The sequence below is a fragment of the Kribbella sp. NPDC043289 genome, from assembly GCF_056436705.1.
On sequence record NZ_JBWKCB010000001.1, the window covers coordinates 1,094,799 to 1,117,913 of the forward strand.

The following is a 23,115-nucleotide window of genomic DNA, read 5'->3' on the forward strand; positions in this document are numbered from 1 at the left end:
GGAGTTCGACATGAGTGACTGGAACGCCGGAACCATCGCGCAGTTCCGGGCGAACGAGGGCAAGGTCGGCGGGCCGTTCGAAGGCGCTCCGATGCTCTTGGTGCACCATCGCGGCCGCAAGACCGGCCGCGACTACGTCACCCCGACCATGTACCTGCCGCACGAGACCGATCCGGACACCATCTACATCTTCGCCACCAAGAGCGGCGCACCCACCAACCCGGACTGGTACGTCAACGTGATCACGGCCGGCGCCGCGACCGTCGAACGCGGAACCGAGACGTACGACGTCACCGTCCACGAATTGACCGGTGCCGACCGCGACCGCGTCTACGCCGAACAAGCCCGCCGCTACCCGGGCTTCGCCGACTACGAACGTCGTACTGCCGGAATCCGCACCATCCCCGTCCTCGAACTCACCCGCACCCCACGCCGCTAGGTGACAATCGGCGGTTGCGGGTCGTGGGGGAGGTCGGCGAGGGCGTCTCGGAGGGCGGCTCGGGTGGTGATGCCGAGTTTGGGGAAGACCTGGTAGAGGTGGGTCGAGACGGTGCGTGGGGAGAGCACCAGGCGCTCGGCGATCTGCTTGTTCGTGAGCCCGGCTGCTGCGAGCTCTGCGATCTGGCGTTGTTGGGCGGTGAGGGGCGTCTTGGCCGGGGAGTCCACAGGTACGCCGGTGGCTCGGAGCTCGGTCGTGGTTCGGGTGGTCCAGGGGCGGGCGTTGAGGCGCCGGAACGCATCGGCCGCCGCCATCAGGTGGTGACGGGCGCGGGCGGTGTTCTTGGTACGCCGGAGGTGAGCGCCGTACGTGAGCTGGATCCGGGCGAGCTCGAACGGCCATCGATCGTTGGCGGGGGAGACGATGGCGTCCTCGAGGCGGTCGTCGTCGATGTCGGTTTCGGTGATGGCGGCTGTTGTGAGGACGACGAGGCGCAGGCGTGCTGACAGTTTGTCGAGGCCGAGTTGCTGGGCGGCTTTGACGTGCGCGACGGCCTCGGTGTCGCGGCCGGTGAGCATGGCGGCTTCGACGAGGTCGAGGAAGACCCAGAGCGCGTGCGGGCAGTACGGCGTGATCGTGCCGGCCGGGCTGATGAACGTGACGTGCTGGTAGGCGGCCTCGAAGTCACTGCGGCCAAGCGCGGCGAGTGTCTGGATGTGCGCGGCGTACAGCTGAGTGGTGCGCGCTCGGCGTGGCGCGGCCCAGGCGCTCATCTGGCGTGCAATCACGCCGGGAGTCGTGGTGTCGCCGCGGGCGGCGGCGAGGAGACCGTTGATCAGGAGCCCAGGCCAGCTGAGCAATTTGTAGCCGTGCTTCTCGCACAGCTCGAGCCCTTCGTGGATCAGTTGCTGTGCCTGGTCCCATTGCCCGGTGTGGAAGGAGTCCTGGCCGAGCAGGAAGAGTCCTTCGATCGCCGAGGTCACGGCGCCGCCCTCGCGTCCGTGCTGGACCGCGCGGAGCAGGCCGTCCCGGCAGTCCGTGAGGCGGTCGAGGTACGCCGCGGCGGTGCCGGTGCGAATGATCCGGGCCGGACTGACCTGGTGGCTGAGTCCGGCGATCGATGCATCCAGCTGGCCGAGTGCGTCCTGCGATGCGCGAGCGGGATCGCTGAAGGTCTTGCTGAGGATGCCGAGCAGTTCGGGGACGCGCGGCTTCAATCGGGCGATCGCGTTCTCGTACGGAGGCCAGAGCTCGGCCCGTCCGCCGAAGAAGCAGATCATCAGCAAGGTGTAGAGCGCCTCGATCAGCACCTTGTTGTGCGCGTCGCCGGGGTCGTCGAGGTTGTCGATCGCGTCGATCAGCAAGCGGTGCGCGGTGTCGATGTCGCCGTCGCTGTGCAGCAGTTGATACGCACCGGCGACGGCGAGGGACAGCGGCCCGTCGGAGCCTTGGATTGATCGCCTGGCGGCGGTGAGGAGTCGCGGGGCATCGCGAAGGTCACCCGTCACGATCGAGCCGAGGTACGCCGCCTCGGCCAACCGCCCGCTCCGCCCCTTCCCCGTCGGACTGAGTTCCGCGGCGCGCAGTAGCTGGGTGACGGCACCGACGGAGTCGCCGCGTCGGAGGTTGGCGTGCGCGACACCCTGCAGGAGCGCCGCAACGGTCTCGTCAGGCTCGGCAGTGGCTTCGGCGAGATGCCAGATCCGTCGCTCCGGCTGATCTTCGAGGTGGTCAGCCAGTACTCGGTGCGCCTCGCGACGCTGGTCGCCGGTCGAGAGTTCGACGACCGCCGAACGGATCAGCGGATGCCGGAATACCAATAGCTCGGCGGTGTTGTCGGCGCGCACGAGTCGCGCACGCTCGGCCGGTGCGAGACCCTTCCCGTTCCGTCCCTGCGCGATCCGCCGGATCAGGCGAAAGTCGCCCGTACCGTCCAACGCCGCCAACAACAGCAGCTTGTACGTCGAACTCGGCAACGCTGTGATCCGCGACGCGAACGCCGTCTGGAGCCGGCCGGTCAACGGCAGGATCGTCGGCGCAGCAGGACCCTCGATGCGAATGCCCAAGGCAACCGGGAGCTCCAGCAACGCCAAAGGGTTGCCTTGGGCATCGGTCAGCAGCCGCTGACGTACCCGCGGTGCGAGAGCGGGATAGTGCGTGGACAGTAGTTGTACGGCGGCATCGTCGGTCAACGGATCGATGCTGGCGACGGCCAGGTCGGTGTGATCGAGGAAGGTCGGCTCGCCGGTCCGAGCTGCAGCGAGCAGCGCGACGCGCTTGCCGGCGAGGCGCCGCGCGACCATGCCGAGCACGAGCCCGCTCGCTCGATCGAGCCACGGGACGTCGTCGATCACCAGCAACACAGGGCGTTCTGCGGCCAGGTGCTCGAGAACCGCGAGCACCGCGCCGGCGAGCATCAGCGGCGCGAGCGGCGGGCCGTCGGCGAGCCCGAGCGCGACCTGCAAGATCGTTGTATGCCGTTGGTTCAACTGGTCGAACGCCGACAGACAAGGCTCCAACAGTTGATGGAGTGACGCGTAGGTAATGTCGGCCTCGAACTGCGCACCAGTCGCTCGAAGCACTCGTGTGTTGTCGGCGGATGCGCGGGCAGCCGCCTCCTCGAGGAGCGCGCTCTTGCCCACGCCCGCGTCACCCGACAGCAATAGTGCTCCGCCGTTCTCGGCGATGTCCGCGACGAACCGGTGCAGCCGCTCGATCTCTGCGTCCCGCCCCACCAGCGCGCCCACGAAATCCCCCTCACAGACGGCGGCCCCGCACCCGAGCATAAGGGTGCGGCGCCGCCGCCGTACCCGCTAGTTGGACGCGCCTGCGGCGGCCTGAGCGATCACCTCCGCGACCTTCGCGGGCTGGGAGACGTAGATCGAGTGGCTTCCGGCGGCCTCGGTGACCGTGGCGCCGGCGCGTTCGGACATCGCGCGTTGTGCCGGCGGCGGGATCATCCGGTCATCGGTCGCGACGAGGTACCACGACGGCTTCACCCGCCAAGCTGGCTCGGACACCGTCCCGGCGAGCGCGTCGACGCCCCAGGGCGTCTGCGAGTCGGCCATGAAGGCGGCCTGCTGCGGCGGCAGATCGGCGGCGAACGACGCCGCGAACTTCTCCCGGTCGAGGAACAGGAACCCGTCCTTCGGCGGCAGGATCGGCGGCACCGGCGCATTGGGCGGCGGATCGGCGATGAGCGTGTTCACCGACTCACCCTTGTCCGGCGCGAACGCCGCGATGTAGACGACCGCCGCGACGCTCGAGTGGTTGCCCGCCTCGGTCACCACCGCGCCGCCGTACGAGTGACCGACCAACACCGCGGGACCGTCCAGGCTGTCGAGCACCGCCTCGGTCGCCGCTACGTCACCGGCCAGCGAGATGGTCGGATTCTGTACGACGGCCACTCGGTAACCGCTCTGGGTGAGCTCGTCGTACACGCCCTGCCACCCTGATCCGTCGACGAAGCCGCCGTGCACGAGTACGACGTTCTTCACTGCTTCACTCATCGTGCGCCTCCTTCGCCCGCAACACCGCGAGCCTCAGTACCGATGGCCCGAAGCTAAGTCGCGGCAGCGGTCGCCGGATTCCGTCAAATGACGTATCTCGCCCGTGTCCGGACCAGGGATTGTGCCTGGGGTGAGCGTCCTGGCGCCCGCTCATAGTGGAGGTGAGCAAGGGAGGGAGCAAGACCGATGACCACCATCCATCTGCACGCGAACACGACCCCAACGCCGGAGCAGTTCATCGCGGGTCTGACCGACTTCGGTCCTGGTCGCCAGGAGCTGTTCGGCAACAGCGCCGACCAGGACCTGAAGGTGCACAGCAAGGCCGCCGACCACGCCGACGTCACTGAGGGTTCCAGTGGCGTCTGGGAACGCCTGTCTTACGACTGGTCGGACCCGCACCGCCTTGTCGCGACGACCACCGACTCCAATGCCTGGGGCGGCAAGTCCAGCCATAGCTACGACCTGACTCCGAGGCCGGACGGCACCACGGACGTCGACCGCGGCCATCTATTCGCCGCCCTGTTCGCGACGGTCGGCAAGGGTGTCCCGGCGAAAGCGATCCAGAACTCGGTTCGCGCCATCGAGCGACGCTCCTGATGCCGCTCCCACGAGCCCGCTGGTAGCACGACCGATCAGCGGGCTCTTTCTGTTCCTGGTGATCGGCCCTCCGGTAACGAAGTACTACCTTCAACCAGTTTCGCCTTGCCTGTGACGGAGCGGCTGCGATAGGTAACCATCACCAGGAGGGAGATGTCCCGATGGACGGCGGCAACGAGGTGACCACGGCGCTTCAGGATGCGTACAGCGGTGTGGTGCGGGCCGTAGAGCCGGCGCGACGCCGACCGGACGATCGGGCCGACACGGCGCTGGCCGTGTCGGACCTTCACGAGCTGCGCTCGCTGATGTCGGCCGCGGCGCAAATGATGCGGTCGTTCCGGCTGACCAGGTACGGCTCGATCCAGTTCGGAGCTACGCTCAGCCAGGCTCGTCCAAGGCGTACTTGGTCGTGTCCGACATCCTGGCCGCCCGCGACGCGCTCGTGGCGGCCGGCGTCGAGGTCGGCGAGATCACCCACATCGGGGCGGAAGGCCCGGCCCCGGGCGTGGATCCCGAGCGAGGTTCGTACCGTTCGCGTACCACCTTCGCCGATCCCGACGGGAACGCCTGGATCCTGCAGGAGGTCAACAGCAGGCTCCCCGGCCGGGCGGACACGTTCACCGCGTCGTACACCTCGGTGGACGACCTGAAGGAGGCGCTCGTGCGGGCCGCGACCGCCCACGGTGAGCACGAGAAGCCCCATCGCGAGGCGGACCCCGACTGGCCTGACCGGTATGCGGCGTACATGGTCGCCGAGCACGCCGGCGCCGAACTCCCGCTGTAGGACGATGAGTTCGCCATCCCCCTCCGCACCTCCGTCCGGATCGTCGCCGCCGACGGGGGCACCGCGGTTCCGCCTGGTCGCAGAATCGGTCGGCCTGGTCTTCGCCGGGTGGGACGAGACCAGTCAGCCCGGGAGGTCCTCCGAGCGCTTTGCGGCGAGCTTGCCGTGCAGCAGTCCGGTGGACTGTCCGACCTCGATGAGGTACCCGTCCGGGTCCCGCATGTAGCAGCGGGTCTCTGCTCCGCGGTCGATCGGTGGCGTCACAAACTCCGCACCCTTGCTCTTCCATTCCTCGTAGCGAGCCTTGATATCAGCGACCCGTAGGTTCAGGAAGATCGAGGTCGTGTCGCCGGGCTCATAGTTGACCACCGAGATCCCTGGCTTGTCGGGGGTGGGCGGCCCGCCGGGGTTCATGATGATCCACGAGTTGGCCAGCTTGACCATGCACGGATTCTCTTCCAGGACGACGGTGCCGCCGAGGACACGCGAGTAGAAGTCCCGGGACCTCGCGATCTCGCGGACGGTGATGAACAACGTCACCACGATGCCGTCCTCGGGCGCCGGGAGATTAGCGAAGTCGATCCGGTCGGCGGGGTCCGTCATGATTCCTCCATTCCGGCGGCATTGGCTGATCGAACGCCGGTCCTGGTTCCCAACCTCTCCCTCCATGATCGCAGAGGCAAGGCGGTGCACGTGATGCGTGCTCGGCCGGCCTGGGGCGGCACGGAACGGCTCTCAGCTCAGGGTGTCGAGCCTTTGTCGGGCGGCCGTGAGATTTGCCGCCGCGCTGTTGAGATGGTCGAAGGCGGCGCGCAGGTCGGCGTCGGCCCGGGAGAGTACGGCGGTCGAGCTACCGCGATCCCGCGGGTGCAGCAACATGGCGAAGCGGGGCAGCTCGAACGACTCCATCAACAAGGCCGTAGCCGACATCATGGTGCGCAATTCGTGGAGCTCGTCCACCAGACACTTCGCGGCGACGTCGTCAGCCGGACGTCGGCGCAGGATCTCAACGGCGCAACGAAGCCGCTCGCCCGCCTCCTGCAGTGGTCCCTCCGCGCTGTAAGTCACCCGAGCACCTCCCCTCATCGACGCGCTTTCCGCGTTGAGATTCGAGGCTGCCAGGGCACCAGCCCGGCGTCGCGTCTGGCAAGTACTTCGGGCCGTCGTGCATGAATTGTGACTATGCCATCTCACGCAGCCGCGACTTGGCGCCCCTCTCGACGAACAAAGGTACGAAATCCCGGATCGGAACATCGTCGAACTCCGGCCGGGATTGGCTCACGGCCTGCGCGACCTCCGCTGGCGCAATATGCGGAAACTGCCTCCCCAACCGGTCGACGACCTCGGCAATTGCCCGGTCCTCATCTGACCTGTCCATTCATCCACGATCCGGTCCGAGCCGGGCTCACACAAGCGCCGTACAGAATTTGATCAATAAGAACATTGGTGTGACGTGCGAGCGTGCACCAATGCTCACCGGCTGTCAGATTTCGGCGCCGAGGGCCTCGGTCAGTCCTTCGCGAGTGAAGCCGAGACGACGGAGCATCTCGGCGTCCGCGTCGTTATCGGGGTCGATCCGGTCAGGTAGCTGTTCCGCGATCGACTCGGCCCTGTCCGGTCCGTAGGCGCGGCGGATGGCGGCCAGCAGTTGGGCCTTCGTGTGAGTCGCCATTGATCCCCCTTTGGCAGTTCCCGGCCTCGAATCTTCACGGTACGCCCGGACCGCCACAGTGGTCGGACGAGGTACCGGCCTCGCGCCCGGTCTGGCGGGGGCCGTATGTTCGCGCGATGGTGGAGGTTGGGAGTCACTCGGCCGGGGGAGGAACGTTGGCCGAAGATCAGGACGGCCCGGCCGGCTTCGTGTCGGACATCAAGCCGTTGTTCCGCGAAGTCGACCGCAGATCGATGCTGAGGCACTTCGACCTATGGTCCTACGACGACGTGAGCCGCCACGCCGCTGCGATCCTCCCGCGTCCGTGACGGCTCGATGCCCTGCGACGGGGCTTGGACTGACGCGCAGGTCAGCCTGTTCGAGCGGTGGATCGACAACGGGAAACCGCAATGACGGTCGAGTCGTGAGCCCTGCATCTGGAGAACCTGCTCAGTCGCACTGAGTAGTCCGAAACCTCGCGTGAAAGGAAGCCCCCGTGAAGACCATCGTTCTTGTTCATGGGTTCTGGGTGACTCCGCGGAGTTGGGAGCACTGGATCGACCGGTACCGAGCGGCCGGGTACCAGGTTGTCGCGCCGGCGTACCCGGGGCTCGAGGTGGAGGTCGAGGCGCTCAACGCCGACCCGACGCCGATCGAGGCGCTGACGGCGCCGGCGATCATCGAGCATCTGGAGTCGGTCGTCGGGGGACTGGACGAGCCGCCGATCATCATGGGCCACTCGGCGGGTGGTGCGTTCACGCAGGTGCTGCTCGATCACGGGTACGGCGTTGTGGGGGTGGCGGTCAACTCGGCGCCGACCGAGGGTGTGCGTGTGATTCCGCTGTCTCAGCTGAAGGCGTCGTTCCCGGTGCTGAAGAACCCGGCGAACCGGCACAAGGCCGTCGGTCTCACACCGGAGCAGTGGAAGTACACGTTCGCCAATACCTTCACTGACGAGGAGTCGCTCGACCTGTATCACCGGTATCACGTGCCGGTGTCCGGGCGGATTTTCTGGAACAGCGTGCTGGCGAACTTCGAGCCCGGCCCGCAGGACGTCCACGTGGACTATCACAACGACAATCGGCCGCCGCTGCTGTTCGTCTCCGGCAGCGAGGATCACCTGATGCCGCCGGCCGTGCAACGCTCCAACGCCAAGCACTACAAGTCGTCGAAGACCATCACCGAGAACAAGGAATACGAAGGCATGCCCCACCTGCTACCCGCCCACCAGGGCTGGGACCAAGTAGCCGACGACGCCCTCGCCTGGGCCACACGCCAAGCCGGCTGGCCAACCGCGCCGGGCCCCTGACGATCACCTACGCCGCGCACGCGTTGAACAAGTGCGTGATCAGGCGGTCGCCGCAGAGACCGTTACGAAGAAGTTGCGTAAGGCATTGAATCTGGGGGAGATGAAAAAGGCCGGCCTGATGGGCCGACCTTTTGGATGGAGTGTGTCCGAGGGGGGACTTGAACCCCCACGCCCCGCGAAGGGCACTAGCACCTCAAGCTAGCGCGTCTGCCTATTCCGCCACCCGGACGAGTGGTCTCACCGCTTGCGCGGTGCCGACCGGAGAACAGTAGCAAACTCCAGGGGTGGAATTCACATCGGGGCGCCGGGGTGGTGACGACCGGGTGTGATCGGCGTAGTTTGAAATTCAAGGAGTGGCCTCTGGGGGTGGAGGTGGTACGCCGTGGACGCGTGGAACGGGATGTCGTTCGAGGGTAAGGACACGATGCTCCGGGTGGTGCGGGACGAAGCGGAGCTGTTCTTCGGGATGGTCGACACCGACGACGTGTGGGAGGCGCCGACCGGGGCCGGGCACTGGGAAGTGCGCGATGTGGTGGCGCATCTCACGGACACGACCGAGTCGTACTTCGTGGCGTTCGACGCGGCGCGGTCGCACAGCGAGGTACCACCGGCGTACGGGCTGCCGGGGATGGCCGAGCGGGTCGACAAGCAAGCGTTGGCGCTGCGGAGTGTGCCGCGGGCGGAGCTGGTGGAGCGGCTGCGGACGGACTTCGACAAGATGATGGGGATCTTCGACGCGCTCGGGCCCGACGAGTGGGGTGGGTTCACCGTGCCGCACTTCTACATGGGTCCGCTGCCGGCGTTCTTCTTCCCGGCGTTCCAGTTGATGGACTACGGCGTCCACTCGTGGGACATCCGGCAGGGCACCGGCCGCGCGCACGGACTGTCGGGGGAGGCGGCCGATCTGCTGGTGCCGTTCATGTTCGTGCTGTGGAAGTACACGACCGGCGCGAAGGATCCGTGCCAGCTCGGGATCCGGATCACCAGCGGCCCGAACGCCGGTGACACCAGGGTGTCCGTCGGTCCGGACGGCATGGACTACACGGCCGGTGACGCGAGCGATCTGTCGGCGGTCATCGAGTTCGATCCCGGCAGCTTCGTGCTGACCGCCTTCGGCCGGAGCAACGCCGGTACGATCCGAGGCGACCGGGCGGTCGCCGACCGGTACCTGAACCTGTTCTTCCGGATCTGAGGGGGATGGCATGACCGAGATCGACCTGCCCGCGATCGAAGCCGAGCGGGACCGGATCAGGTCGGCGTACCTGAAGCCCGCCGGTCCGTCGTCGGCGCGCGGACTGCATCACACCGCGTTGCTGAGCGCGGACGTCGAGCGCACGGTGCGGTTCTACCAGGACGTGCTCGGGTTCCCGCTGACCGAGATGGTCGGGAACCGCGACTACGCCGGCTCGACGCACTTCTTCTTCGACATCGGGAACGGGAACCTGCTGGCGTTCTTCGACTTCCCGGGGCTCGATCTCGGTCCGTACGCCGAGGTGCTCGGCGGGCTGCACCACCTGGCGATCTCGGTCGAGCCGTCGCAGTGGGAGCGGCTCAAGGAGAGCCTCACCGAGCACGGGGTCGACTTCCAGGAGGAGAGCGGTACGTCGATCTACTTCCGCGACCCTGATGGCGCCCGGATCGAGCTGATCTCCGACCCGCTGGGTGAGATGTACGGCCTGAAAGTGCTCTGAAGCGGGCCCGCTGTGGAAGTCCCGCCTAGAAGGACCGGCCAGCCGTTGACCAGCCGCGGTGTCGGCGAGATTCTCGTCTGGGGGCGAGTCTCGGGGTGAATCGGGGAGATGGGGCAGCGCAGTCCTTTGGTGACGCTGGCGGCGACGGCCGTCGGGTTGGTCGCGTTGCTGGTGGTGAACAGCACCCAGGCAGCGGGCCCGCCGGGGTACGCCGCGACGCCCGCCTCAGCCAGCCCGACGCCCACCCCTGAACCGACGCCGACACCCACAGCGACTCAACCGACACCGCCGGCGCAGACGACGCCAGCTCAGAAGACCGTCGTCTACATCGGCCGAACGACTGGCCGAGAAGCCACCCTGGCAATAGCCGTCAAGGGCACCCGCTCCGTCGCCTACATCTGCGACGGCCGCCGCTTGGAAGCGTGGCTCACCGGAACCGCGACCCCAGGTCGCCTCACGCTGAAGGCCCGCACCGGAGAACACCTCACCGGCGCCACCACCGCGAATGCAGCCGCCGGAACCCTCACGCTGAACGGACGCACCCTCCGATTCGCAGCCCGCCCAGCAGGACCACCGGCCGGCCTCTACCGCGCCCGCAACAGCACCGCCACCATCGGCTGGATCGTCCTCCCCGACGGCTCCCAGGTCGGCATCGACAACGACGGCACACCCGCCCCCGCTCCACCGCTCGACCCGACCACACGCTCGGCGACGGTGAACGGCGCGCAGGTCACCGCCCAACCCATCACCGGAGACGAGGAGGGCCGATGAGTACGACGTCAGTCGCGAAGCGTGGCGCGGTCGCAGTACCGCTCATCGCCGGGGCCGCGGCGGCTGTCGCGCTCGGGGTCTACGGGCGGGTGCATCACCCAACCGGTGTCGCGATCGACATCGCGGGTTTCTCCAGTTTCCAGGCGGTGAAGACCTGGCTGGCGACGCTGGCGGCCGTGCTCGGTCTGGTGCAACTCGCCAGCGCGGTCGCGATCTACCGCGGGCGCTCCAAGCTCGCGCCGCTGCACCGCTGGTCCGGGCGAGCCGCCGTCGCGGTCACACTCCCGGTCGTCGCGCACTGCCTGTACGCGCTCGGCTTCCAGTACGGCGAGCCGCGCGTGCTCGTTCACTCGCTGCTCGGTTGCTTCTTCTACGGCGCCTTCGTGGTGAAGATGCTGGCGCTCAGCCGCACCGACACGCCGTCCTGGCTGCTCCCGGTCGCCGGTGGAGCCGTCTTCACCGGCCTGATCGGGCTGTGGCTCACTTCCGCGCTCTGGTTCTTCACCACGTTCGGCATCACCCGCTGAGACGCCACCCACTGAAAGGACCCTCGCCGTGAATCCACCCAGCCGTAGGACGTTCCTCGCCGGCGCCGCGGCCGGCGCTGCCGCGGGACTGACCGGGTGCTCCAAGTACGGCGAACCGAAAGGCACCCCACCCCCGGCGCCGGCCAACGTCGTCCTCGGCACCACGGACGAGATCCCGGTCGGCGGCGGCAAGATCTTCGCGTCCCGGCAGGCCGTGGTCACGCAGCCCGTCAAGGGCACCTTCAAGGGCTTCAGCTCGATCTGCACCCACCTGGGGTGCCCGGTCGCGAGCGTGTCCAACGGGACGATCAACTGCGACTGCCACGGCAGCAAGTACTCGATCAAGGACGGCTCGGTCGAGGCCGGCCCGGCGCCGCGCCCGCTGCCGCCGAAACCGCTCAAGATCAGCGGGGACACGATCACCCTGACCTGAGTCCCCTTCCGCGCCCGTGGTGCGAGAGGATGGGGCGCATGACGACCCCCAGCGACCGTCCGTCGTACGCCCCCGATGCCGAGGTGGTGGAGCTCTGCAGTGAGCTGATCCGGATCGACACCACGAACTACGGCAACGGCAAGAGCAACGGCGAGCGGGTCGCGGCGGAGTACGTCGCCGCGCAGCTGGACGAGGTCGGCATCGAGTCGACGATCTACGAGTCGGAGCCGGGTCGCGCAACGCTGGTCGCGCACTGGGACGGCGAGGACCAGAGTGCGGACCCGTTGCTCGTGCACGGGCACCTGGACGTCGTACCAGCGGATCCGAAGGACTGGAAGGTCGACCCGTTCGCGGGGGAGATCTTCGACGGGTGCGTGTGGGGTCGCGGCGCCGTCGACATGAAGGACTTCGACGCGATGGTGCTGTCCGTGGTCCGGGCCCGCCAGCGCGCCGGCGTGAAGCCGCGGCGGCCGGTCCGCCTGGTCTTCACCGCCGACGAAGAGGCAGGCGGTGTGTACGGCGCCCAGTGGCTGATCAACAACCACCCGGACACGGTGGCGGACTGCACCGAGGGCATCGGTGAGGTCGGCGGCTTCTCGATCACGGTCAAGGACGACCTGCGGCTGTACCTGATCGAGACGGCCGAGAAGGGAATGAACTGGATGCGCCTGAAGGCTCGCGGTACGGCGGGCCACGGGTCGATGGTGAACACCGACAACGCGGTCACCAACCTGGTCGAGGCGGTCACGCGGATCGGCTCGCACGAGTGGCCGCTGCGCGTCACGCCGACCGTCCGCGAGTTCCTGAAGACGCTCGAGGACGTGCTCGAGGTGGAGCTCGACCCGGAGGACATGACGACGACGCTGGCGAAGCTCGGCAGCTTCAGCCGGATGTTCGGCGCCACGATCCGGAACACCGCGAACCCGACGATGCTGAACGCCGGCTACAAGGTCAACGTGATCCCCGGCGACGCCGAGGCGCACATCGACGGCCGGTTCCTCCCCGGGTACGAGGACGAGTTCTTCGCGACGATCGACGAACTGCTCGGCGACAAGGTGCAGCGCGAGACCGTCGTCCAGGACATCGCGCTGGAGACCGAGTTCAGCGGTGGCCTGGTCGAGGCGATGAAGGCCTGCCTGGCCGCCGAGGACCCGCAGAGCCGGACGGCGCCGCTGCTGATGTCGGGCGGTACGGACGCCAAGTCGTGGAGCCGGTTGGGCGTGCGGTGCTTCGGGTTCGTCCCGCTGCAGCTGCCGCCGGACCTGGACTTCATGGGCATGTTCCACGGCATCGACGAGCGCGTGCCGACCTCGGCACTCGAGTTCGGTTCGCGGGTCCTGGACCGCTTCTTGGATCAGGCCTGACGGACGATCGTCGGTACGGCGAGTAGCCCGGAGTACACGTAGTCAATCGCGTGCTCGATGTGCTGCAGATCGAAGCGGCGCCCGTTCTGCGCGGTCACCTCGGCGGCCGCGTCGAGCAGATGCTGATCGACGGACAGCGCGTTCGCAGCCGTGTTGTGGACGACAACCCGCAGCTCGTTCACACCCGGACGCACGGCGTCGCTGAGATCGATCCGGTACGGCGGCGCCCACAGCGAACCGCAGTGGGTGTCGTTCAGCCACACGTCTGCGGCGACCCCGACCGGCGGATTGATCAGCGCCCGGTACGAGTTGCCCGGGAGATACGGCTCGCTGTCGGGCGCGACCAACGAGCCGGCGCCGAAGTCGAGGGCCAGGTGATCGCCGGTGTCCGGGACCTCGAAGGTGGTGCGGTACGTGGCCGAGCCGGAGTACGTCGCTCGCTCGCGGTCGTCCTCCCAGCGGTGCGGGAGTTCCACCGGACGCACGTCGTTGTCGAAGGCAACCGTCCACTCGCCGTCGAGCGTGCTGACCAGCTGATCCGCGGGCGCGCCGGTGTCGACCGCGGTGGTGGCGGGCACGAGGACGGCTGACTCGTAAGGGTGCAGGGTCGTGGAGCGGCGGACGCTGATGTCCTCCGAGCGCGGGTTCCAGACCTCCATCGGCTGGTCGAAGGTCAGCTCGCGCGGCGCGGCGCCGGTGTTGGCGACGAAGTAGAAGTCGCCGTCGTCCAACCGCCGGTGCACCACGCCGACGTCGGGCACGGCTGCCAGCGGGGCGGCGGGAAGCCGAAGGGCGTCGATATCCGTCACCACGGACCCGCCGGCCGCGGCAACGGCGTCGAGCCAGTCCCGGGTGGCAGGAGGCATCGTGGTCCCGTCCGGGACGACGATCAGCGGAACGTCGGCCGGGTCGACCACGGAGATCGCGTCGTCGTCGATCAGGTCGAAGTCGAGACCCGCTTCCCGGATCGTGCGCGGGACGCTCTCCGGGATCAGCTGCCGAACCACGCGGTACAGGTTGTTCGGCTCCGAGAACCCGGCCCGCACGGCGGCGTACGCGTCCGAGGCCGGGATGTAGATCTTCACCGGCCGCACCGGTGTGCCCTGCTGCAGCAGCCACGAGAGTCGGTGCAGGGAGCCGAAGAGAGCCGTTGCCGTCGGCCACCAAGGGTTGCGGTCATCGAGAGCGCCGGACGCGTAGAAGATCCAGCCGAGGCCGGGACCGTTCGAGGGGGAGTACGGCCAGCCGTGACCGATCAGCTGGTTGACGCCGGACAGGAAGTGTTCGTGTGCCTCGCCCTGCAGATCGAGTGGCGTGGCCCGGAACGACGGCGAGTGCACCCACGTCCACACCTCGGCGGACACCACCGACCGGCCGTAGACAGCGGCCGCCGACGACGCCCACCGGGTCTCCGGGATGCGCGTCCACCCCCAGCCCTCGCCCTCGAAGATGTCGGCGTGCCGGTAGCTGCTCATCGTCGCGGGCGGTTCACCGTAGCTCTGGATCCGGAACGGTACGCCGTACCCGGCCGCCCAGCTCTGGAAGACCTTGAGGAAGTTGTCCTCGTACAGCTCCGACAGCGTCCGGCCGAAGTCGATCCGCAGCTGCTTCGACCCGTCGGTGTTCACGAGCAGTTCGAACAGCCGCGGCCGCAGGTCGTAGCCGCGACGCTTCGCGAACTCGTCGAAGATCGCCGGCGTCCAGTCGCCGCCGTACACCTCGAGGCTGTCGCAGAACACCGATCCGAGCAGTTCGGGAGTGGCTGCCTTCAGCAACGGCTCCGCGACCGTCCGGATGTGCTCGTGCGCGGCGGCAGCCGAGTAGTGGTCGAGCGTGTGTCCCTCGGCGCCTGACGCGGTCCGCTTCACCTGTTGCCCGGTCACGCGGGACGTCGCGATCAGCACCTCGCGCGGCTGACCACCAGCCAGTACCTGGATCACCCCGTCGCGCGCGGGCACCTCGACGTACGACGACGGCGCCCCGGAGGACCCGTCACCCACAAAGGCGGCCACGAACTCGTCACCAGGCCAGGACGCCGCGATCGGTACGTCGTACGCCGCGGAGCCGATCTCGCGCCGGTCCCAGTGCAACTGCCGCGCGGCCAGCTCCGGTCCGATGTGCGGACCGCCGAACGACCATCCGCTGCCCAGCGTCACGTCGAACCGCAGGCCCAGCTCGCGTGCCTTCCGCGCCGCGTGGCCGACGAGTTCCAGCAGCTCAGGCGATCCGAACGGCGCGGTCACCGGCCCCATCGGGTACACGAACGCGACCTCGGCCCCGCCGAGCCCGGCCGCGGCCATCGCCTCGAGCTCCCGGTCGAGCTCGTCCCGCTGCACCGACGGACCGAACCACCACCAGCGCATCATCGGCCGCCCCTCGGGCGGCGGGTTCCGGAACTGTCGTCGTACGTCGTCGACGGTCGCCATACCCTTCACCCCATCGCGACCGGCGACGCGGGTCAACGCGGATGACCAGTACCGGTCACTCTGTCCCGCGACTCGGTGACTCCCGAGGCGAGCAGGTACTGGCCGACGGCGTACGTCGCCATCGTCAGGGCCCCGCGGCCGCGGAAATCACGGCCGGCCATCCGGAGCGCGATCAGCGAGTCGGAGATCAGGAACAGCGCACCGCCGGCGCCGCTGCGCGAGTTGTGCCAGCGGGACGTGATCGCGGTTGCCGTCAGCAACAACGCGTACGCCGCCACCGGGACCCGCAGGCCGCCGAGCCTGGGGGACAGCACCGCGATCAGCGCCGCCCAGAGTGCCGCGTACGCCGCGAGCACGCGCCAGGAACGTTGTGACGGGTCGGCGAGGAAGACGGCGAGGTAGCACGCATGGGCCGCACCGAACGCCGCCATGCCGGCCAACTCGAGATTCGTCTCGAGCAACAGATCGCCCGCGGCCGAGGCCAGCAGCGCGGCTTGCAGGAGCGGTGAGGCGTCCTGCGTGCGCGACCACTGCCACAACAGCGGCATCAGGGTGGGCTTACTGACCAGTTTGAGGATCTTGGCATCGAAGGCCACAGCCGCGACCTGCACCACCGTCGCGCCCCAGAACCCCGCCAACACCCGGCGCCCCCGCGCCAACCTCCCCAGGTTCATATTTCCGAGTGTGCCGCAGACGGCGCCAGAACTCACCGGTGTTCATGACAAGTTCAATGTGGCGCGGAGGTCCGGGAGATAGGCCATCAGGGGTTCCGGCGGGGTCGGCGTGGTGACGACCGAGAGCGTCAGGCGGTACCGGAAGGGTGCTGGGACCAGGTGCTCGCCGGGCCGGAGCTCGGTGGCGAGGGCGCTGCGCGGGATCAGCGCGAGGTGTGAGCGGCGGCGGGCCATGGCGACGGTGGTGCTGAGCGTGACGCCGCGACGGGGCAAGGCACCCAGCGCGGCCAGGCGGGTGTGGACCTCGTCGCTGCCTTTGTCGTAGGTGGAGAAGGCGATCGGGCGGTCCTTGAGCGGTTGCCGGCCGCGGCCTGGCGGACGGGCGCCGGGCGGCACGAACAGGACGAGTTCATCGTGGCCGACGCGCTGCGCGACGGTGCCGCGAGGGAGTGTCATCTGCTCGGCGATCGCGATGAAGGCGGCGTCCATGGTGCCTTCCGCGACGCGTTCGACCAGGAAGTGGCCGTGGTCGACCTGTTGCTGGATCTCGAGGTTCGGGAGATCGGCGTCCAGCACGGGGAACAGGATCGGGGCGATGCTGACGAAGGTGCCGATCACCAGTCGCCGGCCGGTGGCGGCCAATCGAGTGGCGTCGTACACCTCCTCGAGGTGGCCGAGGATGTGGTCGGCGCGGCGGCTGAGCTCGGCGCCGGCCAGGGTCGGGCGGGCGCCGCGGGTGTCGCGTTCGAAGAGTTTGGCGCCGCAGAGCCGTTCGAGCCGGGCGAGCCGCTGCGAGGCTGACGGCTGGGAGATCCGCAGCTCGCGGGCCGCCGTACCGACGGCGCCGGTCCGCGCGACGGCCTGGACCAGGCGGAGGTCCTCGACCGATGGTAATGAGGTCATAGGGTGAGCCTATGGCAAGCGGGCAACCGCCGGTAGCTACCTGAGGTGCGCCGGGACGCCAAGAATCCTTGCTGTGAGGGCAAAATTCGAAGCACTGGCCTTGCTGGCCGGCAGCGGTACGGCGGACTTCGCGTTCCGGATCGCGCAAGTGGCACTGCCTTTGGTGATCCTTCGCGAGACCGGATCGGTGGCAGCGACCGGGTTGGTCGGTGGCGCCGCCGGCGTACCGGTGTTGTTGTCACCCTGGTGGGCGCGGAAGGCGCGACAGTGGGTCGACTCCGGGCCGCGGCTGGCCGTGGTCGCGCTGATCTCCGCGATGGCGTTGGCGTCCGTGCCGACAGCAGCCGGCCTCGGGGTGTTGTCACCGCCGTTGCTCGTGCTGAGTGGCCTGCTACTGGGGTTTGGCGATGCCTTGTCGAATCCGGGGCGGTCGGCGTTGCTCGCGGACACCGGGGACCGATGGGGCGAGGGACGGGCAGTCCTGCTGCTGACGTGGCAGGACGGACTACGGCGGATCGGAATGCTCATCGGGCCGACGGTGGGGGCGCTGGCGGTGTCCGCGGGCTTCACGAACGAGCTGCTCTGGGCGGAAGCCGTCGCGGTCGTGGCGGCCGGGCTCCTCGCCTGCACGGTCCAGCCCGAGCGCACGCCCGCCGCAGACCCGGTGGCCGCCGGAGGTCCTTCCATCCGCGAGAGCCTGCGCGGGCGGAGCGACGTGTTGTACGGGTGGATCGTGCGCGGCACCGGCTGCGTGACCTGGTTCGCCTTCACGCTCGGTCTCTCCGTGGTGGGCGAGGAACGCGGACAACCAGGCGTCTACCTCGCCGCGGGCATGACCGGGTACGGCGTGGGCTCGCTGGTCGGAACCGCGGTGTCCTTGGCAGTGGTGCGGCGTACCAAACCGGTGGTGACGGCGGCTGTCGCGTGGGGCTGGTCAGGACTGTGCTGGGTCGGGATGGGCGTCTGGACGACACCTCCCGTGATCGCGGTGATGGGCGCGTTGTCGGGCGTGACGGTGGTGATCGGGATCGCGGCCATCTCAGTCCTCATCACGCGATCGTCCCAAGGGGCGGAACGTCGAACGCTGCTCTCGGGCCAGAGCGTGGTGGTGAGCGCCGGGAGCGCGGCCGGGCTGTTGGTGGGCGGACACCGATCATCGGCGCGATCGGAGCGGAGTACAGCCTGGTCGGCGCCGGCCTGATCACCGCGCTCGTCGCCGGACTGGTCCTCCTGCGGTGTCAGACCGCGGGATCTCTAACGGGCGAGGCGGCCCAGCAGCGTTGATGCGGCGATGATGCCGGCCACGGCGGCGACGATGAGGACGGTGAAGTCGAGCCAGTACGTCGTCGGCTGGCCGATCAGGAGGCCGCGCAGCGCACTGACCTCGTAGGTGAGCGGATTGACGTGCGAGACGGCCTGCAGCCAGCCGGGCATCAGGGCGACGGGGTAGAGCGCGTTCGAGGCGAAGAACAGCGGCATCGTGATCGCCTGCCCGATACCCATCAGCCGGTCGCGACGCAGGACCAGGCCCGCGATCGTCATCGAGAGGCACGAGAAGAACGCCGCGCCGAGCACGACGACGACCAGGACGGCGAGCAGCTTGAGCGGGTTCCAGGTCATGCTGACGCCGAGAAGCGCCGCGACGATCATCACGACGATGGCCTGGGAGATGGTCCGGACGCCGGCCGCGAACGCTTTCCCGGCGACCAGCGCCGAGCGCGGACTGGGGGTCACGAGCAGCTTCGTGAGGATGCCGGCGTCGCGTTCCCAGATGATCTGGATGCCGTAGAAGATCGCCACGAACAGCGCCGACTGCGCGATGATCCCGGGCGCGAGATAGTCGAGGTACGGGACGTCGCCGGTCGGGATCGCCCGGATCCGGCTGAACGTCTGGCCGAAGATCACCAGCCAGAGGACCGGCTGGATGGCGCGGGTCACCAACTCGGTCCGGTCGTGCCGCAGCTTCTGCAGCTCGACCAGGCAGAACGTACCGATCCGCGAGAACAGCCGCAGGACCGCTCGCGGCCGCGAATCAACCCATGCGTTGGGCGGTGCGACGGGTGCCACGGACATCGCGCAGCCCTCCCTTCTCCGCAGCTGCCAGGCTCTCGCCGGTGTGGTGCCGGAACACGTCCTCGAGGCTCGCGTCCGGACCGCGCTCGGCCTTCAGGTCAGCGGGCGAACCGATGGCTCGCAACCGGCCGAGGTGCATCAGCGCCACCCGGTCGCAGAGCACGTCGGCCTCCTCCATGTAGTGCGTGGTCAGCAGCACGGTCATCCCGTACATCTCCTGCATCTCCTGCACGCGCGCCCACACCGAGTCCCGCGCGACCGGGTCCAGCCCGACCGTCGGCTCGTCGAGCACGAGCAGCGCGGGCCGGTTGACCAGCGCCTGCGCCAGCTCGAGCCGCCGCACCATGCCACCGGAGTACGTCGACGCGAGCCGGTCGGCCGCATCGGTCAGGTCCACGATCTCGAGTACTTCGGCCACCCGGGCGGCGCGTTCCCGCCGGGGTACGTCGAAGAGTCGGGCGAACCACGACACGTTCTCCCGGCCCGACAACGCGCCCTCGATCGAGAGCTGCTGCGGGACGTACCCGAGCATCCGGCGTACCGGCATCGCGTCGGTGCGGACGTTCAGGCCGAAGACGCGGACCGTGCCCGACTGCGGGGGATAGAGCGTGTTCAGCACCCGGAGCGTGGTGGTCTTGCCGGCGCCGTTCGGACCGAGGAGACCGAAGCACTCGCCTGGGGCGACAGTCAGGTCGAGGCCGTCGACCGCGAGATGCTCGCCGAAGCGGTGGCTCAACCCGCTGATCGCGACGGCCGGCGCTGGATCGGCGGTGCGATCGGCGGTGGGATCGGCACTCATACGCGCTCCTTCCGGTCTTGCTCGAGGTTTTGCTCTGCGGGGTGCAGGCGCTCGGCCAGTCCGGCGAGCACGGGCAAGGCGGCTCGGAGCGCCTCGCGGTCGTCGTCCGCGAGGTCGTCGAGTGCCCGGGTGACGAGCGCCGTACGCCGGTCGCGCCAGGCCTCGACCTGTTCGCGGGCCGGATCGGTGAGCGTCAGTCGCGCGACCCGGCGGTCGGACGCGTCCGGGGTGCGCTGGATGAGCCCGCGCTCGGTCAGCTGGCCGACGAGCGTGGAGACGGTGTTCGCGACCAGGCCGAGCTCGGCCGCGGCCTCGGCGACCGAGATGCCCGGGTTGCGGCGAACCGTTCGGACCAGCTCGGCCTGCGAGTCGGTGAGTGCGGACAACGGGAACGGCCGGCCGACCGATCGGCGCAGATGCCGGCGCACCAGCCCGATCGCCGCCAGCAGGTCCTCGGCGAGATCCTCGGTCACGTCTGACAGAATACCTCTGTCGCAGAGATATTTCACCGGCAGAACCCCAACTAATCGGGGTATCCGCCGGATCCCGGTCCGCGCACGCTCGAGGTATGAACGCAACAGACAGCAACAAAACCGTCGTCAAGGACTTCATCGACGGACTGTTCAGCCAAGGAGATCTCGGTGCGGTGGACGCCCACCTGGCCGAGGACTTCATCAACCACGACCCGCCGTTCGGCGTCACGCCGGACCGCCAAGGAATGCGGGACGCCGCGCAGATGATGCGGGCCGCGTTCCCCGACTGGCACAGCGACCTGCACGCGCTGATCGCCGAGGGCGAGGTAGTCGTCGAGCGGTTCACAGCCGGTGGGACGCAGCGCGGCGAGGTGATGGGTGTGCCGCCGAGCGGGAACACCGTCAGCCTGGCCGGGATCAACATCTGGAGGCTCCGGGACGGGCTGATCGTCGAACGCTGGGGGCTGCTCGACGAGCTCGGCTTCGCTCGGCAGCTCGGCGTAGCATCCTGACCATGGGGGCGGGGGATCGCCTGGAGATGCTGATCCAGCGCTGTTACGCGGGGCTGGACGCCGATCAGCTGCGGTCCGAGGTGCTCGCGCGGCTCCGGGGCGTGTTGACGGTCGACGTGGCGTTCTTCGCGACGGTCGATCCGGCGACGATGCTGTTCACGTCGGCGGTCGTCGACGAGCCGCTCGGTGCGGTCACCGAGCAGTTCCTCGCGAACGAGTTCGGGCAGGATGACGTGAACAAGTTCGCCGTACTGGCCGGTGGCCGCGACCCGGTGCGGTCGCTCGGCCAGGCGACCAGGGGCGACTGGGGGAGCAGTTCGCGGTACGTCGAGGTGATGCGGCCGCTCGGTCTGGGCGACGAACTCCGCGCTGCCCTGCGGTCGAACGGCCGCTGCTGGGGGGTCTTGTGCCTGCACCGCGAGAATGCGGACGCCGGCTTCGCCGTCCAGGAACTCCAGTTGGTACGCCGCCTCGCACCGCACCTCGCCGAAGGACTGCGCTTGAGCCTCCGGGGCCGGCCACCCGCGGGCACCGGGCGCGACGTGGGTCCGGGGGTCGTGGTGCTTGACGGGTCGCTGCGGACGCAAGCGGTGACGGCTGAGGCGGAGTACTGGCTCGGGGAGCTCGGGCCGGTGGTGGAGTTGCCCGTGGGGGACTTGCCGGTGGCGGTGCGGGCGGTGGCTGCACGGATGCAGCTGGATCGGGCGACCGCGCGGCTGAAGGTCAGGGCGCGTGGCGGTGAGTGGCTCGAGCTGCAGGCGTCGCGGCTGGGTGACGACGGGCAGATCGTGGTGGTGATCGAGCCGGTGACGCCGGCTCAACTGGGGTCTTTGCTGCTCGATCTGCACGGGCTCACCGCGGCTCAGCAGCGGGTGACCGAGTTGTTGCTGCGCGGCTGTTCCACGCGGCAGATCGTCGAGCGGTTGTGTCTGTCGCCGCACACCGTGCAGGAGCACGTGCGGGCGTCGTTCGACAAGGTCGGCGTCGGCAGCCGACGGGAGCTGGTGAGCGCCTTGCTCAGATGGTCCGCATCACCCTGATGATGCGGCGCCGGAGCCAGACCCGGCGCGAACCGTCGGGATAGCGTCGCAGCCGGGCCAGCTCCCAGCCGCCGTACTCCGCGTGCTCGGTGAGCAGCTTGCGCACCGCGCCGCGGGACTCCGTCCTGGACACCTCGAACTGCTGCAGTTCGTACTCGGCCATCCACACCTCCGCACTACCAGAACGCCAACGACCTCACGAAACATCCTCCAGCGCCGCCGCGATCGCCGGCGGCAGAGTGAGCTCCTCCACTCCGAGGACTGCTTTCAGTTGTAGCGCAGTACGGGCCCCGACGATCGCCGCCGACACTCCGGGCCGGTCCCGCACCCAGGTGAGCGCCACCTCGAGCGGGGTCCAGCCGAGCCCGTCAGCGGCGCGCGCGACCGCTTCCACGATGCCCGAAGACCGGCCGTCGAGATAGGGGTCGACGAATCTGGACAGATGCTGGGACGCGGCCCGTGAGTCCGCGGGGATGCCGGTGCGGTACTTCCCGGTCAGCACGCCGCGACCGAGCGGCGACCAGGCCAGGATCCCGATCCCCAGCCCCGCGGCGGCCCGGATCGCGTCGACCTCGGCGTCCCGGGCGAGCAGCGAATACTCCACCTGGTTCGCGACCGGGACCGCGCGGCCCGGCCAGGCCTGCTGCCAGGTGACGGCGCGGGCGGCCTTCCAGCCGGCGTAGTTCGAGACGCCGACATACCGCACCTTGCCGGAGCTGACGGCGTAGTCGAGCGCGGAGAGCGTTTCCTCCAGCGGCACGTCGTCGGACCAGGTGTGCAGCTGCCAGAGATCGATGTGGTCGACGCCCATCCGGCGCAGCGACCCGTCCAGGTCGCGGAGCAGGGCGCCGCGGGACGTGTCGGTGATCCGCTCGCCGCGGCGCACGCTGAACCCGGCCTTGGTCGCGATCACCACGTCGTCGCGGTCCACCACGTCGCCGAGCAGTGACCCGATCAACAGCTCGCTGTCACCGTCGCCGTACGCCGCGGCGGTGTCGATCAGCGTGCCACCGGCGGACACGAACGCGGCCAGCTGCTCGCGCGCCTCGTGCTCGTCGGTGTCGCGGCCCCACGACATGGTGCCCAGGCCGAGCCTGCTCACCGCGAGTCCACTGTGACCGAGATAGCGCTGTTGCATGA

The 23,115-nt window shown here is 68.8% G+C and carries 28 protein-coding genes and 1 tRNA gene; 14 read left to right on the top strand and 15 right to left on the bottom strand.

Annotation, left to right across the window (positions count from 1 at the left end):
• The first annotated feature begins 10 nt into the window (after positions 1–10).
• Positions 11–439 carry a nitroreductase family deazaflavin-dependent oxidoreductase gene (locus tag AC0662_RS05110; RefSeq protein WP_478298647.1) on the top strand — a complete coding sequence of 143 codons (429 nt, stop codon included), beginning with the start codon at positions 11–13 and terminating at the stop codon, positions 437–439.
• On the opposite strand, the gene AC0662_RS05115 is transcribed toward AC0662_RS05110, so the two are convergent.
• A complete protein-coding gene (locus AC0662_RS05115) occupies positions 436–3,186 on the bottom strand; it encodes an AAA family ATPase (RefSeq protein WP_478298649.1) in 2,751 nt (916 codons plus the stop codon). The genes AC0662_RS05110 and AC0662_RS05115 overlap by 4 nt on opposite strands.
• Positions 3,187–3,252: 66 nt before the next feature.
• Entirely contained in the window at positions 3,253–3,948 is a 696-nt protein-coding gene (locus tag AC0662_RS05120; protein ID WP_478298651.1) for an alpha/beta fold hydrolase, read from the bottom strand.
• Between the two features lie 186 nt (positions 3,949–4,134).
• On the opposite strand from AC0662_RS05120, the gene AC0662_RS05125 reads away from it, so the two are divergent.
• Both AC0662_RS05125 and AC0662_RS05130 read left to right on the top strand, forming a co-directional pair.
• Positions 4,135–4,545, top strand: coding sequence for a hypothetical protein (locus tag AC0662_RS05125; protein WP_478298653.1), 411 nt, complete (start codon positions 4,135–4,137; stop codon positions 4,543–4,545).
• A 409-nt stretch (positions 4,546–4,954) separates the two neighbouring features.
• On the top strand, positions 4,955–5,329 hold the full coding sequence (locus AC0662_RS05130; RefSeq protein WP_478298655.1) for a hypothetical protein: 375 nt from the start codon (positions 4,955–4,957) through the stop codon (positions 5,327–5,329).
• A gap of 123 nt (positions 5,330–5,452) precedes the next feature.
• Here AC0662_RS05130 and AC0662_RS05135 read toward each other — a convergent pair whose 3' ends face one another.
• From AC0662_RS05135 to AC0662_RS05150, 4 genes are all read right to left on the bottom strand, one after another.
• Positions 5,453–5,932, bottom strand: a complete 480-nt coding sequence (locus AC0662_RS05135) for a VOC family protein (RefSeq protein WP_478298657.1) — start codon at positions 5,930–5,932, stop codon at positions 5,453–5,455.
• Between the two features lie 132 nt (positions 5,933–6,064).
• A complete protein-coding gene (locus AC0662_RS05140) occupies positions 6,065–6,397 on the bottom strand; it encodes a hypothetical protein (RefSeq protein WP_478298659.1) in 333 nt (110 codons plus the stop codon).
• Between the two features lie 112 nt (positions 6,398–6,509).
• Complete coding sequence (locus AC0662_RS05145) at positions 6,510–6,707, bottom strand: three-helix bundle dimerization domain-containing protein (protein ID WP_478298661.1); 198 nt, start codon at positions 6,705–6,707, stop codon at positions 6,510–6,512.
• 105 nt (positions 6,708–6,812) lie between these two features.
• Positions 6,813–7,001: a hypothetical protein gene (locus tag AC0662_RS05150; RefSeq protein WP_478298663.1), complete on the bottom strand. Its 189-nt coding sequence runs from the start codon at positions 6,999–7,001 to the stop codon at positions 6,813–6,815.
• Between the two features lie 116 nt (positions 7,002–7,117).
• Between AC0662_RS05150 and AC0662_RS05155 the strand changes: the two genes are divergently transcribed.
• Both AC0662_RS05155 and AC0662_RS05160 read left to right on the top strand, forming a co-directional pair.
• The gene (locus AC0662_RS05155; protein ID WP_478298665.1) at positions 7,118–7,309 is read left to right on the top strand and encodes a hypothetical protein; all 192 of its coding nucleotides are present in this window, start codon (positions 7,118–7,120) and stop codon (positions 7,307–7,309) included.
• 167 nt (positions 7,310–7,476) lie between these two features.
• Entirely contained in the window at positions 7,477–8,289 is an 813-nt protein-coding gene (locus tag AC0662_RS05160) for an alpha/beta hydrolase (protein WP_478298667.1), read from the top strand.
• 143 nt (positions 8,290–8,432) lie between these two features.
• Here the strand turns inward: AC0662_RS05160 and AC0662_RS05165 are convergent.
• Positions 8,433–8,518, bottom strand: a tRNA-Leu gene (locus AC0662_RS05165).
• A 153-nt stretch (positions 8,519–8,671) separates the two neighbouring features.
• Here AC0662_RS05165 and AC0662_RS05170 point away from each other — a divergent pair.
• The 6 genes from AC0662_RS05170 (at position 8,672) to AC0662_RS05195 (ending at position 13,075) form a co-directional block, all read left to right on the top strand.
• Positions 8,672–9,481: a maleylpyruvate isomerase family mycothiol-dependent enzyme gene (locus AC0662_RS05170; RefSeq protein WP_478298669.1), complete on the top strand. Its 810-nt coding sequence runs from the start codon at positions 8,672–8,674 to the stop codon at positions 9,479–9,481.
• A gap of 10 nt (positions 9,482–9,491) precedes the next feature.
• A complete protein-coding gene (locus AC0662_RS05175) occupies positions 9,492–9,980 on the top strand; it encodes a VOC family protein (RefSeq protein WP_478298671.1) in 489 nt (162 codons plus the stop codon).
• Positions 9,981–10,088: 108 nt separating this feature from the next.
• Complete coding sequence (locus AC0662_RS05180) at positions 10,089–10,751, top strand: hypothetical protein (RefSeq protein ID WP_452198444.1); 663 nt, start codon at positions 10,089–10,091, stop codon at positions 10,749–10,751.
• Positions 10,748–11,278 carry a DUF6529 family protein gene (locus tag AC0662_RS05185; RefSeq protein ID WP_452198445.1) on the top strand — a complete coding sequence of 177 codons (531 nt, stop codon included), beginning with the start codon at positions 10,748–10,750 and terminating at the stop codon, positions 11,276–11,278. The genes AC0662_RS05180 and AC0662_RS05185 overlap by 4 nt, the downstream gene beginning before the upstream one ends.
• A 28-nt stretch (positions 11,279–11,306) precedes the next feature.
• Positions 11,307–11,711, top strand: a complete 405-nt coding sequence (locus AC0662_RS05190) for a Rieske (2Fe-2S) protein (RefSeq protein WP_452198447.1) — start codon at positions 11,307–11,309, stop codon at positions 11,709–11,711.
• A 38-nt stretch (positions 11,712–11,749) separates the two neighbouring features.
• Positions 11,750–13,075: a M20/M25/M40 family metallo-hydrolase gene (locus AC0662_RS05195; protein WP_452198449.1), complete on the top strand. Its 1,326-nt coding sequence runs from the start codon at positions 11,750–11,752 to the stop codon at positions 13,073–13,075.
• Here the strand turns inward: AC0662_RS05195 and AC0662_RS05200 are convergent.
• Genes AC0662_RS05200 through AC0662_RS05210 form a run of 3 tightly spaced genes read right to left on the bottom strand, consistent with a single transcriptional unit; the run spans position 13,066 to position 17,078 of the window.
• Positions 13,066–15,501, bottom strand: a complete 2,436-nt coding sequence (locus AC0662_RS05200; RefSeq protein WP_478298675.1) for a glycosyl hydrolase — start codon at positions 15,499–15,501, stop codon at positions 13,066–13,068. The two genes, AC0662_RS05195 and AC0662_RS05200, sit on opposite strands and share 10 nt — an antisense overlap.
• A 32-nt stretch (positions 15,502–15,533) precedes the next feature.
• Positions 15,534–16,175: a lysoplasmalogenase gene (locus AC0662_RS05205; protein ID WP_478298677.1), complete on the bottom strand. Its 642-nt coding sequence runs from the start codon at positions 16,173–16,175 to the stop codon at positions 15,534–15,536.
• Between the two features lie 42 nt (positions 16,176–16,217).
• The gene (locus tag AC0662_RS05210) at positions 16,218–17,078 is read right to left on the bottom strand and encodes a LysR family transcriptional regulator (protein WP_478298679.1); all 861 of its coding nucleotides are present in this window, start codon (positions 17,076–17,078) and stop codon (positions 16,218–16,220) included.
• Positions 17,079–17,151: 73 nt separating this feature from the next.
• Between AC0662_RS05210 and AC0662_RS05215 the strand changes: the two genes are divergently transcribed.
• Positions 17,152–18,279, top strand: a complete 1,128-nt coding sequence (locus AC0662_RS05215) for an MFS transporter (RefSeq protein WP_478298681.1) — start codon at positions 17,152–17,154, stop codon at positions 18,277–18,279.
• A gap of 53 nt (positions 18,280–18,332) precedes the next feature.
• Here the strand turns inward: AC0662_RS05215 and AC0662_RS05220 are convergent, their stop codons facing one another.
• From AC0662_RS05220 to AC0662_RS05230, 3 genes are read right to left on the bottom strand one after another with little or no spacing between them, the layout of a single operon-like run.
• Complete coding sequence (locus AC0662_RS05220) at positions 18,333–19,151, bottom strand: ABC transporter permease (protein ID WP_478298683.1); 819 nt, start codon at positions 19,149–19,151, stop codon at positions 18,333–18,335.
• On the bottom strand, positions 19,111–19,950 hold the full coding sequence (locus AC0662_RS05225; RefSeq protein WP_478298685.1) for an ABC transporter ATP-binding protein: 840 nt from the start codon (positions 19,948–19,950) through the stop codon (positions 19,111–19,113). The genes AC0662_RS05220 and AC0662_RS05225 overlap by 41 nt, the downstream gene beginning before the upstream one ends.
• Complete coding sequence (locus AC0662_RS05230; protein ID WP_478298687.1) at positions 19,947–20,423, bottom strand: MarR family winged helix-turn-helix transcriptional regulator; 477 nt, start codon at positions 20,421–20,423, stop codon at positions 19,947–19,949. Before AC0662_RS05230 ends, AC0662_RS05225 begins: the two co-directional genes overlap by 4 nt.
• Positions 20,424–20,518: 95 nt before the next feature.
• Here AC0662_RS05230 and AC0662_RS05235 point away from each other — a divergent pair, with 95 nt between their 5' ends.
• A complete protein-coding gene (locus AC0662_RS05235) occupies positions 20,519–20,935 on the top strand; it encodes an ester cyclase (protein ID WP_452198463.1) in 417 nt (138 codons plus the stop codon).
• Between the two features lie 2 nt (positions 20,936–20,937).
• A complete protein-coding gene (locus tag AC0662_RS05240; protein ID WP_452198465.1) occupies positions 20,938–21,975 on the top strand; it encodes a helix-turn-helix transcriptional regulator in 1,038 nt (345 codons plus the stop codon).
• On the opposite strand, the gene AC0662_RS05245 is transcribed toward AC0662_RS05240, so the two are convergent.
• Positions 21,953–22,138 carry a DUF5703 family protein gene (locus AC0662_RS05245; RefSeq protein WP_452198467.1) on the bottom strand — a complete coding sequence of 62 codons (186 nt, stop codon included), beginning with the start codon at positions 22,136–22,138 and terminating at the stop codon, positions 21,953–21,955. The genes AC0662_RS05240 and AC0662_RS05245 overlap by 23 nt on opposite strands.
• A gap of 33 nt (positions 22,139–22,171) precedes the next feature.
• The gene (locus AC0662_RS05250) at positions 22,172–23,113 is read right to left on the bottom strand and encodes an aldo/keto reductase (RefSeq protein WP_452198469.1); all 942 of its coding nucleotides are present in this window, start codon (positions 23,111–23,113) and stop codon (positions 22,172–22,174) included.
• Positions 23,114–23,115 lie beyond the last annotated feature (2 nt).

Coding starts and splice junctions, on each gene's coding strand:
- AC0662_RS05180 (WP_452198444.1), top strand. CDS start 10,089: ATGGGGCAGCGCAGTCCTTTGGTGACGCTGGCGGCGACGGCCGTCGGG.
- AC0662_RS05225 (WP_478298685.1), bottom strand. CDS start 19,950: ATGAGTGCCGATCCCACCGCCGATCGCACCGCCGATCCAGCGCCGGCC.
- AC0662_RS05240 (WP_452198465.1), top strand. CDS start 20,938: ATGGGGGCGGGGGATCGCCTGGAGATGCTGATCCAGCGCTGTTACGCG.
- AC0662_RS05235 (WP_452198463.1), top strand. CDS start 20,519: ATGAACGCAACAGACAGCAACAAAACCGTCGTCAAGGACTTCATCGAC.
- AC0662_RS05175 (WP_478298671.1), top strand. CDS start 9,492: ATGACCGAGATCGACCTGCCCGCGATCGAAGCCGAGCGGGACCGGATC.
- AC0662_RS05150 (WP_478298663.1), bottom strand. CDS start 7,001: ATGGCGACTCACACGAAGGCCCAACTGCTGGCCGCCATCCGCCGCGCC.
- AC0662_RS05200 (WP_478298675.1), bottom strand. CDS start 15,501: ATGGCGACCGTCGACGACGTACGACGACAGTTCCGGAACCCGCCGCCC.
- AC0662_RS05110 (WP_478298647.1), top strand. CDS start 11: ATGAGTGACTGGAACGCCGGAACCATCGCGCAGTTCCGGGCGAACGAG.
- AC0662_RS05210 (WP_478298679.1), bottom strand. CDS start 17,078: ATGACCTCATTACCATCGGTCGAGGACCTCCGCCTGGTCCAGGCCGTC.
- AC0662_RS05155 (WP_478298665.1), top strand. CDS start 7,118: ATGGTGGAGGTTGGGAGTCACTCGGCCGGGGGAGGAACGTTGGCCGAA.
- AC0662_RS05250 (WP_452198469.1), bottom strand. CDS start 23,113: ATGCAACAGCGCTATCTCGGTCACAGTGGACTCGCGGTGAGCAGGCTC.
- AC0662_RS05135 (WP_478298657.1), bottom strand. CDS start 5,932: ATGACGGACCCCGCCGACCGGATCGACTTCGCTAATCTCCCGGCGCCC.
- AC0662_RS05220 (WP_478298683.1), bottom strand. CDS start 19,151: ATGTCCGTGGCACCCGTCGCACCGCCCAACGCATGGGTTGATTCGCGG.
- AC0662_RS05120 (WP_478298651.1), bottom strand. CDS start 3,948: ATGAGTGAAGCAGTGAAGAACGTCGTACTCGTGCACGGCGGCTTCGTC.
- AC0662_RS05205 (WP_478298677.1), bottom strand. CDS start 16,175: ATGAACCTGGGGAGGTTGGCGCGGGGGCGCCGGGTGTTGGCGGGGTTC.
- AC0662_RS05145 (WP_478298661.1), bottom strand. CDS start 6,707: ATGGACAGGTCAGATGAGGACCGGGCAATTGCCGAGGTCGTCGACCGG.
- AC0662_RS05195 (WP_452198449.1), top strand. CDS start 11,750: ATGACGACCCCCAGCGACCGTCCGTCGTACGCCCCCGATGCCGAGGTG.
- AC0662_RS05185 (WP_452198445.1), top strand. CDS start 10,748: ATGAGTACGACGTCAGTCGCGAAGCGTGGCGCGGTCGCAGTACCGCTC.
- AC0662_RS05245 (WP_452198467.1), bottom strand. CDS start 22,138: ATGGCCGAGTACGAACTGCAGCAGTTCGAGGTGTCCAGGACGGAGTCC.
- AC0662_RS05125 (WP_478298653.1), top strand. CDS start 4,135: ATGACCACCATCCATCTGCACGCGAACACGACCCCAACGCCGGAGCAG.